This is a genomic window from Microcella alkaliphila (assembly GCF_004216855.1).
In the GTDB taxonomy this organism is placed as follows: domain Bacteria; phylum Actinomycetota; class Actinomycetes; order Actinomycetales; family Microbacteriaceae; genus Microcella; species Microcella alkaliphila.
The window spans coordinates 215503-229361 of sequence record NZ_SGXT01000011.1; the positions used below are offsets into that span (position 1 = coordinate 215503).

Below are 13859 nucleotides of genomic sequence, written 5' to 3' on the forward strand. Positions count from 1 at the left end.
GCCCATGAGCATCTCTGCCCCGGCACTGGCCGTCTTCGACCTCGAGACGACCGGCGTCGACGTGACGACGGCCCGCATCGTCACGGCGTTCGTCGGCGTCCTGAGCGCCGACGGCGCGCTCATTTCGAGCCGCTCGTGGCTCGCCGACCCGGGGGTAGAGATTCCCGCGGGGGCTGCAGCGATTCACGGCGTGACCACCGAGCGCGCTCGGGCGGAAGGGCGCTCAGCCAGCCTCGTCGTGCGCGAAATCGTCGACGAGCTCGCCGCGCGCGCAGCCGACGGTCTCCCGCTCGTGGTCTACAACGCGCCGTACGACCTGACCCTGCTCAAACACGAGGCCAGGCGGCATCACGCTGGCCCCTTCGTGCCGCCCACGGTGGTCATCGACCCACTCGTCATCGACAAGGCGGTCGACCGCTACCGCAAGGGCAAGCGCACCCTCGAGGCCGCGTGCGCGCACTACGGCGTGACGCTCGACGGCGCGCACGATGCCAGCGTCGACGCGATCGGCGCCGGCCACGTGGCTCGCGCCATCATCGAGCGCTACAGCGGCGAATTGCCCGCGACGCTCACCGAACTGCACGCGCAGCAGGCGCTCTGGCATCAGCAGCAGGCCGACAGCTTCGAATCATGGATGCGCGCATCCAAAGACCAGAACTTCACCGCCGATCGCGGCTGGCCGATTCGCGCGTCGTAGAACTCCCCCGCCGTACCAACGACGAAGGGCCCCGCATCACGCGGGGCCCTTCGTTCGTGGCGGGTGTTAGGCGCCGAAGTTCTTGAAGCGCTGGTTGAACTTCTCGACGCGACCGGCCGAGTCCATGATGCGCTGCTTGCCCGTGTAGAACGGGTGCGAGGCGGCCGAGATCTCGACGTCGATGACCGGGTAGGTCACACCGTCGAGCTCGATCGTCTTGTCGCTCGTGACCGTCGAACGGGTGAGGTAGGTCTCGCCCGACGCCAGGTCGCGGAAGACGACGGGAGCGTAGTCGGGGTGGGTGTCAGCCTTCATTCGTTGGTCCTTGGAAGTTGTTGGTGAGTGGAATTCCCCGCTGTTCGGGGCACGCGTGAACGGCCTTTCGGCCGACACACGAGTCTAGCAGAGCGCTCGCGGTGCTATGCGGCGCGGGCGACGAATCGATCGCCGTCGCGCCAGACGTTCAGGCCGAGACCGAAGGCCTCACTCAGCCGCTCGCTCGTCAGCACCTCGTCGAGCGTGCCCGCCGCGACGACGTGACCGCCTGACAGCAGCAGCGCGTGGGTGAAGCCGGCCGGGATCTCTTCGACGTGGTGCGTGACCATCACCATCGCCGGCGAGCTCGGTTCGGAGGCGTAGGCGCCGAGCAACTGCACGAGTTCTTCGCGGGCCCCGAGGTCGAGGCTCGCGGCGGGCTCGTCGAGCAGCAGCATCTCGGGGTCAGTCATGATCGAGCGCGCGATCTGCACGCGCTTCTGCTCGCCGTCGCTCAGGGTGCCGAAGGTGCGCTCGGCAAACTGATCGAGCTTCCACTCGCGCAAAACCCGGTGGGCGCGGCGCTCGTCGACCTCTTCGTACTCTTCGTTCCAGCGGCCGGTGACCGAGTGGGCGGCGGTCATCACCGCGTCGAGCACGCGCTCATCGCCCGGAATCTGGCGGGCAAGAGCCGTCGACGCGAAACCGATGCGGGGGCGCAGTTCGCGCACATCGCTGTGGCCCAGTTCTTCGTCGAGCACGCGCACCACACCAGAACTCGGGTGCAGGTGGGAGGCCGCCAGCTGCAGCAGTGTGGTCTTGCCGGCACCGTTCGGGCCGAGCACGACCCACCGCTGGTCGTCCTCGACCTGCCAGTGAACGCCGTCAAGGATGCGGGTGTCGCCCCGCACGAGAGAAACATCGTCGAAGTCGAGAACGCGCGCCATGGTGCCCCCAGCCTAGGGCACCGGCGCGGCTAGACCAGGCTGCGGTAGAGCGCGTCGGTGCGTTCGGCGATGCGATCCCAGGCAAACATCTCTTCGGCACGGCGGCGCCCCGCCTCGCCCATGCGGGCTGCGGCCTCGGGGTCAGAGACGACCTCGGTCAGGATGCGCGCCAGGTCGCTCACAAAGCGCTCCGGGTCGAGCGGCGTGCCCGTGCCGTCGTCGACCTGCTCGATGGGCACGAGGCGGCCCGTCACGCCATCGTCGACCACCTCGGGGATGCCGCCGGTGTGGGTACCAACGACGGCGACTCCGCACGCCATGGCCTCAAGGTTCACGATGCCGAGCGGCTCGTAGACGCTCGGGCAGACGAAAGCGGTCGCGTGCGAGAGCACGGCGGCGAGCTCACGCGGGGCGAGTATCCGTTCGATCCAGACGACACCCGTGCGCTCCGTTTGCAGGGCGGCGACGCCGTTCTGCACCTCGCGAAGAATCTCGGGCGTATCGGGAGCTCCGGCGCACAGCACCAACTGCACGTCCGTGGGCAGTCGGCGTGCCGCCTCGAGCAGGTACGGCAGTCCCTTCTGGCGGGTGATGCGGCCCACGAACACGACCGTCGGACGATCGGGGTCGATGCCTAGCCCGCGCACGGCGTCGTGATCGATCGTGCGCTGCCAGCGCTCCAGGTCGATGCCGTTGTGAATCGTCGTGACCATTGCCTCGTCGAGGCTCGGGTAGCAGCGAAGAATGTCGCGCCGCATGCCGTCGCTCACCGCGATCACCGCGTTGGCGGACTCGAAGGCGGTCTTCTCGATCCAGCTGGAAACGCGGTAGCCGCCGCCGAGCTGCTCGGCCTTCCACGGTCGCAGCGGCTCGAGGCTGTGGGCCGTGACGACGTGAGGTACGTCGTGCAGCAGCTGCGCGAGGTGCCCGGCGGCGTTCGCGTACCAGGTGTGCGAGTGCACGAGATCGGCGCCGTCGACATCTTCGGCGATCGCCAAGTCAACGCCGAGGGTCGCCAGCGCCGGGTTCGCGCTCGACAGCGCACCGGGCACGAGGTAGGCGTGCGTGTCAGCCTCCTGCCGGGGCTGACCGAAGCAGCGCACCCGCACCTCGAGGCGCTGCCGTAGCGCGCGCACCAATTCGGCGACGTGCACACCGGCCCCTCCGTAGACCTCCGGCGGATACTCACGAGAAATGACGTCGACGCGCATGCGGATGACCCTAGTACGGCGCTCACCCCTCGCCTACTGTGGGTGTCATGGCCTCTCCCAAGATCTTCGGAATCGTGCTCGCTGGCGGCGAAGGAAAGCGCCTGATGCCCCTCACCGTCGACCGGGCGAAGCCCGCGGTGCCGTTTGCGGGCGGCTACCGCCTTATCGATTTCGCCCTCTCGAACCTGATCAACTCGGGGCTTCGCCAGGTGGTCGTTCTCACGCAGTACAAGAGCCACTCGCTCGACCGACACGTATCGCAAACGTGGCGTCTCAGCGGCATACTGAACGCCTACGTGGCGTCGGTCCCTGCTCAGCAGCGCGTCGGCAAGCGCTGGTTTTCCGGTTCGGCGGACGCGATCTTCCAGAGCCTCAATCTGATTCGTGATGAAAAGCCCGACATCGTCGTCGTGGTCGGCGCCGACCACGTCTATCGCATGGACTTCCGGCAGATGATCGACGCGCACATCGAGAACGAGGCCGGGGTCACGGTGGCCGGAATTCGCCAGCCGATCAGCCTGGCCTACCAGTTCGGCGTCATCGAGACCGACCCCGCGAACCCGCAGCGCATCGCGGCGTTCCGCGAGAAGCCAACCGATGCGCTCGGGTTGCCCGACTCCCCCCACGAAATCCTCGCGTCCATGGGCAACTACGTGTTCGACGCCGACGTGCTGATCGACGCGGTGACGCGCGACGCGGACATCGAGAATTCGAAGCACGACATGGGGGGCGACATCGTTCCCGCCTTCGTCGACCGCGGTGAGGCGTACGTCTACGACCTGAACCGCAACGATGTGCCCGGCTCGACCGACCGCGACAAGTACTACTGGCGCGACGTCGGAACCATCGAGTCGTTCTTCGACGCCCACCAGGACCTGATCTCGGCCCTACCTGTCTTCAACCTGTACAACGCGGAATGGCCGATCTTCACGCAGCAGCTCAACCTTCCGCCGGCGAAGTTCGTGCGTGACGCCGCCGGCGAGGTCGGCGCCGTCATCGACTCGATCGTGTCGCTCGGATCGGTGCTGTCGGGAAGTCACATCGAACGCAGCGTGCTCGGCTCGGGGGTCGTCGCCGAGTCGGCCCGCATCGTCGACTCGATCGTGTTCGAGAAGGCCCAGATCGGCGCGGGCGCCGTCGTCGAGCGGGCTATTCTCGACAAGGAGGTCGTCGTCGCCCCCGGAGCGCAGGTGGGCGTCGATCACGCCGCCGACCGGGCCCGAGGGTTCACGGTGACCGAGACCGGAATCGTGGTGGTCGGCAAGGGCCAAACCGTCGCGTAGTGCTGCCCGCGCCCCTGCGGGCGCAAGGAAAGTGAGGCGAGCGTGGCGCGGTTTCTGGTGGTCCTCGATGTGGACTCCACCCTCATCAACGAGGAGGCCATCGAACTCATCGCTGATGAGGCCGGATCCGGCGCGGACGTTGCGCGCATCACCGAGCGGGCGATGGCCGGTGAACTCGACTTCGCCGACAGCCTCGCGCAACGCGTGGCGACCCTCGCCGACTTACCGGTTGCGCGCCTCGCGCGTGCCGCATCCCGCATCACGGTGACGACCGGCGCCCGGGAACTCATCGATGCCGTGCATGCCGCGGGCGGCGCTGCGGCGGTCGTCTCTGGCGGTTTCCACGAGTTGCTCGACCCGATCGCCGCTGAGCTCGACCTCGATGCGCACCGCGCGAACCGCCTCGAGGCGGTGGATGCTCGCCTCACCGGACGCACGACCGGTGCGGTCATCGACGCGGCCGCGAAGGCCGACGCCCTGCGCGAGTGGGCCGCACACTTCGGCGTGCCCCTGACGCGCACGATCGCTGTCGGTGACGGCGCGAACGACCTCGACATGATGCGGGTGGCGCAGCTGTCGGTCGCGTTCTGCGCGAAACCCGTCGTGCGCGCGCGTGCGCACGTCGCCGTCGACGGTCGCGACCTCAGCGCCGTGTTGCCGCTCTTGGGCCTCCGCGGTTAGTGGCCCATGCCCAGGCCGCCGTCGACCGGAATCACGGCGCCGGAGATGTAGCCGGCGTCGTCGCCGGCAAGCCACGTCACGACGCGCGCCACCTCGACCGGTGTGGCGAAGCGGCCGGCGGGGATGGCCTCCTGATACGCCTTCTGTTGCTCCTCCGGAAGGGCCGCCGTCATGTCGGTCTCGATGAAACCCGGCGCCACGACGTTTGCGGTGATTCCGCGACCGCCGAGCTCGCGCGTGAGCGAGCGCGCCATGCCGACGAGCGCTGATTTCGACGCCGAATAGTTGACCTGGCCGGCCGAGCCGTACAGACCGACCACGCTCGAGATCAGAATGATGCGGCCGAAGCGTGCCTTCAGCATCCCCTTGGATGCGCGCTTCACGGTGCGAAACGCCCCTGTCAGGTTCGTGTCGAGCACGTCGGTGAAGTCGTCTTCGCTCATCCGCAGCAGCAGCGTGTCGCGGGTGATGCCGGCGTTGGCGACGACGACCTCAACGGGGCCGTACTGCGCCTCCACCTCGCTGAACGCCGCATCGAGCGAGGCAGCATCCGTGACGTCGGCCGTGACCGTCAGCACACCCTCGGGGCCCTCGCCCGAACGAGCAGTCACCGCCACGCGGTGGCCCTGGGCCAGAAACTCTTCCGCAATGGCGCGGCCAATGCCGCGATTGCCGCCGGTGACGAGAACGGTTCGCTGAGTACTCATGACCGTCAAGCCTATTAGCAGGCAAGCGGGGTTAGCATCGCTTCACGATGAAGCACAAGGCCGCATCCACCAGCGCGATCACCAGCCTCGGTGACGCTCCCGACGAGGAGCGAAAAGCGCGCATGATGAAGTACGCCACGTCGCAGGGCATCCGACTGGTGTGCATCATCGCCTGCTTCTTCACACCCGGTGTGTGGCTGTTGATACCGGCTCTCGGGGCGATCTTCCTGCCGTACTTTGCCGTCATTGCCGCAAATCAGGTCACTCGCACCGGTGGCAACCAGGTCGAGCGCCCCGGCTCCATTCTGTTGTCGGGGCAGGGCCCGCAGTCGTGATCGGCCTCCCGGGTGAGATCTCGGGGCTGCGCTGCTCGCGAAGCGGGTGCCGCGCTGACGCGACGTGGGCCGTGAACTGGCGTAATCCCAAGATTCACGACGCGTCGCGCGTGAAGGTGTGGCTCGCCTGCGATGAGCACCGCGACTACCTGTACGACTTCGTCGACCAGCGCGGGTTTCCGGTCGCCATCACGCCGGCGGGCGTCGTGGTCGACGCCTTGCCTGACGCGGTCGGGCAGAATGACTCCCCGTGAGCATCCTCCAGATCGCCCTGACGAAACGGTGGCTCGGCTATCTCGCCGTCACCGTCGTGTTCGCCGTGATCTGCTCGCTGCTGGGCGTCTGGCAGTGGAATCGCCGCGAGGAAGCGGTCGCCGCGATCGAGCGGATCGAGAACAACTACGATGCCACGCCCCGATCGCTCGACGAGGCCCTGCCTGACCGAGACTCCTTCCGCACCGACACCGAATGGCAACCGGTCGCCGTGAGCGGCGAGTATCTGCTCGAGGAGCAACTGCTCGTGCGTGCGCGACCGCGCTCGGGGCAACCCGGCTTCGACGTCATCGTGCCGTTGCGTCTCGACGATGGCGGCCTGGTGGTTGTCAACCGCGGGTGGCTTCCGGTTGGCTCGGCTCAAGACTCACCCGACGTCGTGCCTGCCGCTCCGACGGGAAGAGTCGACGTGGTCGGACGCATTCGCCCGAGCGAGCCCACGATCGCCGGGCGCGGCGCACCGGAGGGACAGATCGCGACAATCCATCTGCCCACGATCGCGGAAAGCCTCGGCGACGACGTCGTCGAAGGCGCCTACCTGCAGCTGGCAGAAGAATCGCCCGCACCCGCGACGAGCCCGCGGCCAGCCGTGCGCCCCGAGATCAACGAGGGACCCCACCTCAGCTACACCTTCCAGTGGTACGTCTTCGCGCTTCTCGGGTTCATCGGGTTTGGGTGGGCGATTCGGCAGGAGCGTCGCGTACTGCGAGCCGCCGAAACCGGTGAACCGGTTCCGCCCCCGAAGCGTCGCCGGGCGGGGCCGACCGATGATGAAGAGGAAGACGCGCTCCTCGACGCGGTCACCCGCTGACACGGCGAGGGTGACGCCGACTACGCGAGCGAAATCAGGTCGGCGTAGTCGGCCGTCCAGAGGTCTTCGACCCCGTCAGGCATGATCAGCACGCGCTCGGGGTTCAGCGCTTCCACCGCGCCCTCGTCGTGGCTGACGAGGATCACCGCGCCGCTGTAGGTCGCCAGCGCGCCGAGGATCTCTTCCCGGCTCGCCGGGTCGAGGTTGTTGGTTGGCTCGTCGAGCAGCAGCAGGTTCGCCTTCGAGACGACCAGCATCGCGAGCGACAACCGGGTCTTCTCGCCCCCCGACAGCACGCCGGCGGGCTTCTGCACGTCGTCGCCGACGAACAGGAACGACCCGAGCACACTGCGCGCCTCGCGCTCGGTGATCGACTCGGATGCGCTCATCATGTTGGCGAGCACACTGCGGTTCACATCGAGCGTCTCGTGCTCCTGCGCGTAGTAACCCACCCGCAGGCCGTGCCCCGGTTCGAGTTCGCCCGTGTCGGGCTTATCGACACCCGCGAGGATGCGCAATAGCGTCGTCTTCCCGGCACCGTTCAATCCGAGGATGACGACGCGTGACCCGCGGTCGACCGCCAGATCGACCGCGGTGAAGATCTCGAGCGAGCCGTAGCTCTTCGACAGGTTCTTGGCCTGCAGTGGGGTCTTGCCGACCGGCGCGGGTTCCGGGAAGCGGAGCTTGGCCACGCGGTCGACGGCGCGCACCTCGTCGAGGCCGGCGAGCATCCGTTCGGCGCGCGCGACCATCTGGTGGGCTGCCGCCGCCTTCGAAGCCTTCGCCCCGAAGCGGGCCGCCTGCAACTGCAGCGCGGTCGCCTTCTTCTCGACGTTGACGCGCTCCTTCTTGCGACGCTCTTCGTCAGCCTCGCGCTGGCGCAGGTAGTGCTTCCAACCCATGTTGTAGATGTCGATGACCTGGCGGTTCGCGTCGAGGTAAAACACGCGATTGACGGTCTCTTCGACGAGGTGCACGTCGTGGCTGATCACGATGACCCCGCCTGCGTAGGCCTTCAAGAAGTCGCGCAACCACACGACCGAGTCGGCGTCGAGGTGGTTGGTCGGCTCGTCGAGGATCATCGTCTCGGCCGCCGAAAACAGGATGCGCGCCAGCTCGATACGGCGGCGCTGACCGCCCGAGAGCGTCTTCAGCGGCTGGCTCAGGATGCGATCGGGCAGCGCGAGGTTGCTCGCGATCGCGGCGGCCTCGGCCTCGGCGGCGTACCCTCCGAGCGACTGGAACTGGTCGGTGAGGCGGCTGTACCGGCGCATCGCGCGGTCGGCGATCGTCGGGTCGTCGCTCGCCATCTCGTGGCTCGCCGTGGTCATGTCGGCCACGATCGTGCCGAGGCCACGGGCGTCAAGGATGCGCGTGCGGGCTAACTGCTCGGGGTCACCGGCGCGCGGGTCCTGCGGCAGGTAGCCGATTTCACCGGAGCGGGTGATCGTGCCCCCAGTCGGCAGCGCCTCCCCCGCCAGAGCCTTCGTGAGTGTCGTCTTGCCCGCACCATTGCGGCCGACGAGTCCGATCTTGTCGCCCGCCGCGACCCGGAAGGCGACGTTCTCCATCAGCAGGCGTGCGCCGACCCGAATCTCGAGGCCTTGCACAGCGAGCACAGCGATTGTCCGATTCTTTCGTGGGGTTCGATAGGGCCGCTCCGTGGGGCCAGCGGGATAGTCTACGGGGGTTGGCGCTTAGCGCCGACCGCCACCTGCCGACTCCCGACCCCACCCGAGGAGCCCCATGACCAGCCTCTCCCTCGCGGCCCCGCGCCCCGTCCTTGTCGATCGCGTCCTCCCCCGCGGAATCGTTGCCGATGTCGCGGCGATCAGCACGGGCGTCGCGCTCACCGCTGTTCTCGCCCAGGTCGCCGTGCCTCTGTGGCCGGTTCCGGTCACCGGCCAAACGCTCGCCGTCCTTCTCGTCGGCGCATCGCTCGGTGCGGCCCGCGGGTCCATTGCCATGGCTCTGTACGCCCTCGTTGGCGGCCTGGGCCTGCCGGTGTTCAGCGACGCCAGCGCGGGGTGGACCATCATCGCCGGCCCGACGGGTGGTTACATTCTCGGCTTCATCCTCGCTGCCGCCATCGTCGGCTGGGCAGCCGAGCGTGAGTGGGATCGCGGCTGGCTCAAGCCCGCCGTTACCTTCATCGGCGGGTCGCTGGTCGTCTTTGCCGTAGGGCTCCCGTGGCTCGCCATGTCGCTCGGACAGCTGGGGCTGCCGAACGACCTCCAGAGTGTGCTCATCGGCGGCTTCTACCCGTTCATCATCGGTGGCCTCATCAAGGCGGCGATTGCCGCGGCCGTCCTGCCCCTGGCGTGGAAGGCCGTCGAAAAGCGCCGCAACGCCTAGCGCATCCTCATCACACGCGAAGGCCCCGCCGAGTGATCGGCGGGGCCTTCGTCGTGCGTGCGTCGCGTCAGATGCTGAATCCGAGCGCGCGCATCATGTCGCGGCCGTCGTCGGTGATGCGTTCGGGGCCCCACGGCGGCATCCACACCCAGTTGATGCGGAACTGCTTCACGATGCCGTCGAGCGAATTGGCGACCGACTCTTCGATGACGTCGGTGAGCGGGCACCCCGCGCTCGTCAACGTCATCGACAGGATCAACGCGTCTGCTTCGTCATCCCAGGCGAGGTCGTAGACCAGGCCCAGGTCGACGATGTTGACGCCAAGCTCAGGGTCAACAACGTTCTTCAGGCCCTCTTCAACCTCGTCGAACAGGGCGGGTTCGAGTGCGGTAGGCATGGCGGAAGTCTACGCCGTCGCCGCCGCGTAGCGGTCGTAGCCCTCGTTTTCGAGGCGCTCGGCAAGCTCGGGGCCACCCTGCTCGGCGATCTGCCCGTCGACGAAGACGTGCACGAAGTCGGGCGTGATGTAACGAAGGATGCGCGTGTAGTGCGTGATGAGCAGGACACCGAGGTTGTTCGACTCCTTGGCCCGGTTCACGCCCTCCGAGACGATCTTGAGCGCGTCGACGTCGAGCCCCGAGTCCGTCTCGTCAAGAACGGCGAACTTGGGCTTGAGTAGCTCGAGCTGCACGATCTCGTGACGCTTCTTCTCACCGCCGGAGAAGCCCTCGTTGACGTTGCGCTCGGCGAACGTCTGGTCCATCCGCAGTGCCTCCATCGAGCCGCGGAGGTCCTTGATCCAGGTGCGAACGGGCGGAGCCTCGCCGTCGAGGGCGGTCTTCGCGGTGCGCAGGAAGTTCGAGACGGTGACGCCGGGAATCTCGACCGGGTACTGCATGGCGAGGAAGAGTCCCGCCTTGGCCCGCTCGTCGACGCTCATCTCGAGCACGTCGTCGCCGTCGAGCTCGATCGAGCCCGAGTCGACCGTGTAACGCGGGTGGCCGGCGATCGTGTAGGCGAGGGTCGACTTGCCCGACCCGTTCGGGCCCATGACGGCGTGGATTTCGCCCTGGTTGATGGTGAGGTTCACACCGCGCAGGATCGGCTTGGAGCCCTGATCGGTCTCGATGCTGACGTGCAGGTCCTTGATGGTCAACGTAGCCATGGTTCTCAACTCTTCTTTCGGTTCGTGGGGCCCTCTGGCGGGCGCAGATCGGGATGCGGCGGGGCCGGCTTAGGGGGTGATGATCGCGTCAGGGTCGACGTACACGTCGCCGCCGTCGACGGTGACCGTGTACACCGGGACCGGCTCGTACGCCGGAAAATTGAGGGGCTTGCCGGTCGACAGCTCGAACTTCGACCCGTGCGCCCAGCACTCAAGCGTGGAGTCCTCGACGAACCCTTCACTCAGTGAGATGTCGCCGTGAGTGCACGTATCTCCGATGGCGTGCACCGCACCGGACGAGTCCTTCACGACGGCGATCGGCTTACCGTCGAGCACGACCTTCATCGCGGTCGCGACGCCGAGTTCTGATTCGGCGCAGACACGCTGTGCAGACATCAGATGCTCTCCACGGCTTCGAGTTCACGCTCCACGGCGGCGATGAGACGCTGCTCGAGCGACTCTTGACCGATCTTCTGAACAATTTCGAGCAGGAAGCCGAGCACGACCAGGCGGCGGGATTCGCTCTCGCTGATGCCGCGCGACCGCAGGTAGAACAGCTGCTCGTCGTCGAACCGGCCGGTGGCGCTGGCGTGGCCGGCACCGGCGATATCGCCCGTCTCGATCTCGAGGTTCGGAATCGAGTCGGCGCGCGTGCCGTCGCTGAGCACGAGGTTGCGGTTCGCCTCGTACGAGTCGGTTCCGGTTGCATCCCGTCCGATCAGCACGTCGCCGATCCACACGGTGCGGGCACCGGCACCGTTCAGTGCGCCCTTATAGAGCACGTCGCTGACCGTGTGCGGAGCGATGTGGTGCACGAACACCTGCTGCTCGAGGTGCTGGCCGGCGTCGCTGAAGTACAGGCCGTACAGGTTGCCGGTGGCACCCTCACCCGCGAGAGCCGCCGACGGGTTGACCCGCACGATCGAGCCGCCGAGCGAGACAACCACGTGCTTGAGGGTGGCGCTCTTGTCGACGCGTGCGAACTGCGCCGACAGGTGAACGCTCTCGTCGTCCCACTCTTGCAGGCTGACGACCGTCAGGTTGGCCCCGTCTTCGACGACAATCTCGACGTTCTCGCTGAGGCGAGCGCTACCGCGGTTGTCGATGACGACGATTCCGCGGGCGTTCGGCTTCGCCACGATGACGGTGTGGGATGCGCGCGGTGCGTGATCGGGTCCGGTGCGGTCGATCGTCACCTCCACGCGCTCCTCGGCGGTCAGCGTGACGACGAGGGCCTTCTCGGTGCGGGCCCACGCGTTGGCGGACGCGCGGTCTTCCGGCGTTCCTGCGGCGCCGATGCGGGCATCCTCGGGGCCCACCCACTCGGCGTTGACGCCGGCGGCCTCCGAAACGGTCGTGGCGATCGGCGAGCCGTCGAGCTCGCCGTCGATGAGGTCGCGGACCCGGTCGACCGGGGTCAGCTTCCAGTCGACCTCGCGCCCCGTGACGGCGGGAAACGCCGAGGGGTCGGTCGAGCGGAAGCGCTGGGACCGCGTCTGAACGGGGACGGGCGATCCGGGCCCATGCGGGTGGGCCGCAGCGCCGGGGACGGTCGGTGCGGTATTCGTGGCGGACATTTAGCCGACAGGTCCTTTCGACGTTGAGGAGAAGGTCATCCGACGCTGCCTTCCATGCTCATCTCGATGAGCTTGTTGAGTTCAAGCGCGTACTCCATGGGCAACTCGCGCGCGATGGGCTCGATGAACCCGCGCACGATCATGGCCATGGCTTCGTCTTCGGGCAACCCGCGCGACTGCAGGTAGAACAGCTGCTCCTCGCTCACCCGCGACACCGTTGCCTCGTGCCCGAGCTGCACGTCGTCGACGCGAATGTCGATCGCCGGGTAGGTGTCAGAGCGCGAGATGGTGTCAACCAGCAGCGCGTCGCAACGCACGGTATTGGCCGAGTGGTGAGCGTTCTGGTCGACGCGGACCTCGCCTCGGTATCCGGCACGGCCGCCGCCACGAGCGATCGACTTCGACACGATGGACGACGTCGTGTGCGGCGCCATGTGAATCATCTTGGCGCCCGCGTCCTGGTGCTGGCCGGGGCCGGCAAAAGCGACCGAGAGCGTCTCGCCTTTGGCGCGCTCGCCCATGAGGAAGATCGACGGATACTTCATCGTGACCTTCGAGCCGATGTTGCCGTCGACCCATTCCATCGTGCCGCCCTCTTGGGCAACCGCGCGCTTGGTGACGAGGTTGTAGACGTTGTTCGACCAGTTCTGAATTGTCGTGTAGCGAACGCGCGCGTTCTTCTTGACGATGATCTCAACGACGGCCGAGTGCAGCGAGTCACTCTTGTAGATGGGGGCCGTGCAGCCTTCGATGTAGTGCACGTACGAGCCCTCGTCCGCGATGATCAGCGTGCGCTCGAACTGGCCCATGTTCTCGGTGTTGATGCGGAAGTAGGCCTGCAGCGGAATCTCGACGTGAACGCCCGGGGGCACGTAGACGAAGGAGCCACCCGACCACACGGCCGTGTTCAGCGCCGCGAACTTATTGTCGCCTGCGGGAATGACGGTGCCGAAGTACTCCTCGAAGAACTCGGGGTGCTCGCGCAAGGCCGTGTCGGTGTCCATGAAGATGACACCCTGGGCCTCCAGGTCTTCACGGATCTGGTGGTAGACGACCTCCGACTCGTACTGCGCGGCAACACCCGCGACGAGGCGCTGGCGCTCGGCCTCGGGGATACCCAAACGCTCGTACGTGTTCTTGATGTCGTCGGGGAGCTCTTCCCAACTCGTCGCTTGCTTCTCGGTGGTGCGGACGAAGTACTTGATGTTGTCGAAGTCGATGCCCGACAGGTCGCTGCCCCACGTGGGCATCGGCTTGCGCTGGAACAGCTTGTAGCCCTTCAGGCGCTGCTCGAGCATCCATGCCGGCTCGTTCTTCTTCTGCGAGATGTCGGTGACAACCTCTTCGTTGATGCCGCGGCGAGCGGAGGCGCCGGCTGCGTCGCTGTCGGACCAGCCGAACTCATATTTACCGAGCCCTTCCAGTTCGGGGCGGTCGATGAGCACGTCAGACATGTCGCGTTCCTCTCTGTCGCCTGACAAAACCGAGCCGGCCTGCCAGGCATTCCCGCGACCGGCGGGGCCGGGCGCGTTCGGGGCTGATGCTCAAGGAGCCCCACGTAC

General features: G+C 67.0%; 17 protein-coding genes. 7 read left to right on the forward strand and 10 right to left on the reverse strand.

Annotation, left to right across the window (positions count from 1 at the left end; all coding sequences use genetic code 11):
• The first annotated feature begins 4 nt into the window (after nucleotides 1-4).
• Complete coding sequence (locus EV140_RS01680) at nucleotides 5-697, forward strand: 3'-5' exonuclease (RefSeq protein ID WP_130280428.1); 693 nt, start codon at nucleotides 5-7, stop codon at nucleotides 695-697.
• Nucleotides 698-763: 66 nt separating this feature from the next.
• Here EV140_RS01680 and EV140_RS01685 read toward each other — a convergent pair whose 3' ends face one another.
• The 3 genes from EV140_RS01685 to glgA all read right to left on the reverse strand — a co-directional run bounded on the left by EV140_RS01685 (nucleotide 764) and on the right by glgA (nucleotide 3110).
• Entirely contained in the window at nucleotides 764-1012 is a 249-nt protein-coding gene (locus tag EV140_RS01685) for a type B 50S ribosomal protein L31 (RefSeq protein ID WP_130280430.1), read from the reverse strand.
• 104 nt (nucleotides 1013-1116) lie between these two features.
• On the reverse strand, nucleotides 1117-1899 hold the full coding sequence (locus EV140_RS01690) for an ABC transporter ATP-binding protein (RefSeq protein WP_130280432.1): 783 nt from the start codon (nucleotides 1897-1899) through the stop codon (nucleotides 1117-1119).
• Nucleotides 1900-1928: 29 nt separating this feature from the next.
• Nucleotides 1929-3110, reverse strand: a complete 1182-nt coding sequence (gene glgA, locus EV140_RS01695) for a glycogen synthase (RefSeq protein WP_130280434.1) — start codon at nucleotides 3108-3110, stop codon at nucleotides 1929-1931.
• A 47-nt stretch (nucleotides 3111-3157) separates the two neighbouring features.
• Between glgA and glgC the strand changes: the two genes are divergently transcribed.
• The gene (gene glgC / locus EV140_RS01700) at nucleotides 3158-4393 is read left to right on the forward strand and encodes a glucose-1-phosphate adenylyltransferase (RefSeq protein ID WP_130280436.1); all 1236 of its coding nucleotides are present in this window, start codon (nucleotides 3158-3160) and stop codon (nucleotides 4391-4393) included.
• Nucleotides 4394-4435: 42 nt separating this feature from the next.
• Nucleotides 4436-5074 (forward strand): phosphoserine phosphatase SerB, encoded by a 639-nt coding sequence (gene serB / locus EV140_RS01705; RefSeq protein WP_130280438.1) that lies wholly within the window; start codon nucleotides 4436-4438, stop codon nucleotides 5072-5074.
• Here the strand turns inward: serB and fabG are convergent.
• Nucleotides 5071-5781 (reverse strand): beta-ketoacyl-ACP reductase, encoded by a 711-nt coding sequence (gene fabG / locus EV140_RS01710; protein ID WP_130280440.1) that lies wholly within the window; start codon nucleotides 5779-5781, stop codon nucleotides 5071-5073. The genes serB and fabG overlap by 4 nt on opposite strands.
• Before the next feature lie 47 nt (nucleotides 5782-5828).
• On the opposite strand from fabG, the gene EV140_RS01715 reads away from it, so the two are divergent.
• The 3 genes from EV140_RS01715 (at nucleotide 5829) to EV140_RS01725 (ending at nucleotide 7200) form a co-directional block, all read left to right on the forward strand.
• Entirely contained in the window at nucleotides 5829-6116 is a 288-nt protein-coding gene (locus EV140_RS01715; protein WP_130280442.1) for a DUF3099 domain-containing protein, read from the forward strand.
• A 71-nt stretch (nucleotides 6117-6187) separates the two neighbouring features.
• On the forward strand, nucleotides 6188-6370 hold the full coding sequence (locus EV140_RS01720) for a hypothetical protein (RefSeq protein WP_338418529.1): 183 nt from the start codon (nucleotides 6188-6190) through the stop codon (nucleotides 6368-6370).
• The gene (locus EV140_RS01725) at nucleotides 6367-7200 is read left to right on the forward strand and encodes an SURF1 family cytochrome oxidase biogenesis protein (RefSeq protein ID WP_130280446.1); all 834 of its coding nucleotides are present in this window, start codon (nucleotides 6367-6369) and stop codon (nucleotides 7198-7200) included. The genes EV140_RS01720 and EV140_RS01725 overlap by 4 nt, the downstream gene beginning before the upstream one ends.
• 20 nt (nucleotides 7201-7220) lie before the next feature.
• Here EV140_RS01725 and abc-f read toward each other — a convergent pair whose 3' ends face one another.
• Entirely contained in the window at nucleotides 7221-8819 is a 1599-nt protein-coding gene (abc-f, locus tag EV140_RS01730; RefSeq protein WP_130280448.1) for a ribosomal protection-like ABC-F family protein, read from the reverse strand.
• Nucleotides 8820-8946: 127 nt separating this feature from the next.
• Between abc-f and EV140_RS01735 the strand changes: the two genes are divergently transcribed.
• A complete protein-coding gene (locus EV140_RS01735) occupies nucleotides 8947-9555 on the forward strand; it encodes a biotin transporter BioY (RefSeq protein WP_130280450.1) in 609 nt (202 codons plus the stop codon).
• Nucleotides 9556-9622: 67 nt separating this feature from the next.
• Here the strand turns inward: EV140_RS01735 and EV140_RS01740 are convergent, their stop codons facing one another.
• The 5 genes from EV140_RS01740 to sufB all read right to left on the reverse strand — a co-directional run bounded on the left by EV140_RS01740 (nucleotide 9623) and on the right by sufB (nucleotide 13751).
• The gene (locus EV140_RS01740; RefSeq protein ID WP_096421460.1) at nucleotides 9623-9952 is read right to left on the reverse strand and encodes a metal-sulfur cluster assembly factor; all 330 of its coding nucleotides are present in this window, start codon (nucleotides 9950-9952) and stop codon (nucleotides 9623-9625) included.
• 9 nt (nucleotides 9953-9961) lie between these two features.
• The gene (gene sufC / locus EV140_RS01745) at nucleotides 9962-10720 is read right to left on the reverse strand and encodes a Fe-S cluster assembly ATPase SufC (RefSeq protein ID WP_130280452.1); all 759 of its coding nucleotides are present in this window, start codon (nucleotides 10718-10720) and stop codon (nucleotides 9962-9964) included.
• A 69-nt stretch (nucleotides 10721-10789) separates the two neighbouring features.
• Nucleotides 10790-11116, reverse strand: a complete 327-nt coding sequence (locus EV140_RS01750; RefSeq protein ID WP_130280454.1) for a non-heme iron oxygenase ferredoxin subunit — start codon at nucleotides 11114-11116, stop codon at nucleotides 10790-10792.
• Nucleotides 11116-12297: a Fe-S cluster assembly protein SufD gene (gene sufD, locus EV140_RS01755; RefSeq protein ID WP_130280456.1), complete on the reverse strand. Its 1182-nt coding sequence runs from the start codon at nucleotides 12295-12297 to the stop codon at nucleotides 11116-11118. The genes EV140_RS01750 and sufD overlap by 1 nt, the downstream gene beginning before the upstream one ends.
• Before the next feature lie 35 nt (nucleotides 12298-12332).
• Nucleotides 12333-13751, reverse strand: a complete 1419-nt coding sequence (gene sufB, locus EV140_RS01760) for a Fe-S cluster assembly protein SufB (RefSeq protein WP_130280458.1) — start codon at nucleotides 13749-13751, stop codon at nucleotides 12333-12335.
• Nucleotides 13752-13859 lie beyond the last annotated feature (108 nt).

What these genes read in the sequence shown, in the direction of transcription:
- EV140_RS01680 (WP_130280428.1), top strand. Translation starts at nt 5, where the DNA reads ATGAGCATCTCTGCCCCGGCACTGGCCGTCTTCGACCTCGAGACGACC.
- EV140_RS01685 (WP_130280430.1), bottom strand. Translation starts at nt 1,012, where the DNA reads ATGAAGGCTGACACCCACCCCGACTACGCTCCCGTCGTCTTCCGCGAC.
- EV140_RS01690 (WP_130280432.1), bottom strand. Translation starts at nt 1,899, where the DNA reads ATGGCGCGCGTTCTCGACTTCGACGATGTTTCTCTCGTGCGGGGCGAC.
- glgA (WP_130280434.1), bottom strand. Translation starts at nt 3,110, where the DNA reads ATGCGCGTCGACGTCATTTCTCGTGAGTATCCGCCGGAGGTCTACGGA.
- glgC (WP_130280436.1), top strand. Translation starts at nt 3,158, where the DNA reads ATGGCCTCTCCCAAGATCTTCGGAATCGTGCTCGCTGGCGGCGAAGGA.
- fabG (WP_130280440.1), bottom strand. Translation starts at nt 5,781, where the DNA reads ATGAGTACTCAGCGAACCGTTCTCGTCACCGGCGGCAATCGCGGCATT.
- EV140_RS01715 (WP_130280442.1), top strand. Translation starts at nt 5,829, where the DNA reads ATGAAGCACAAGGCCGCATCCACCAGCGCGATCACCAGCCTCGGTGAC.
- EV140_RS01735 (WP_130280450.1), top strand. Translation starts at nt 8,947, where the DNA reads ATGACCAGCCTCTCCCTCGCGGCCCCGCGCCCCGTCCTTGTCGATCGC.
- EV140_RS01740 (WP_096421460.1), bottom strand. Translation starts at nt 9,952, where the DNA reads ATGCCTACCGCACTCGAACCCGCCCTGTTCGACGAGGTTGAAGAGGGC.
- sufC (WP_130280452.1), bottom strand. Translation starts at nt 10,720, where the DNA reads ATGGCTACGTTGACCATCAAGGACCTGCACGTCAGCATCGAGACCGAT.
- EV140_RS01750 (WP_130280454.1), bottom strand. Translation starts at nt 11,116, where the DNA reads ATGTCTGCACAGCGTGTCTGCGCCGAATCAGAACTCGGCGTCGCGACC.
- sufD (WP_130280456.1), bottom strand. Translation starts at nt 12,297, where the DNA reads ATGTCCGCCACGAATACCGCACCGACCGTCCCCGGCGCTGCGGCCCAC.
- sufB (WP_130280458.1), bottom strand. Translation starts at nt 13,751, where the DNA reads ATGTCTGACGTGCTCATCGACCGCCCCGAACTGGAAGGGCTCGGTAAA.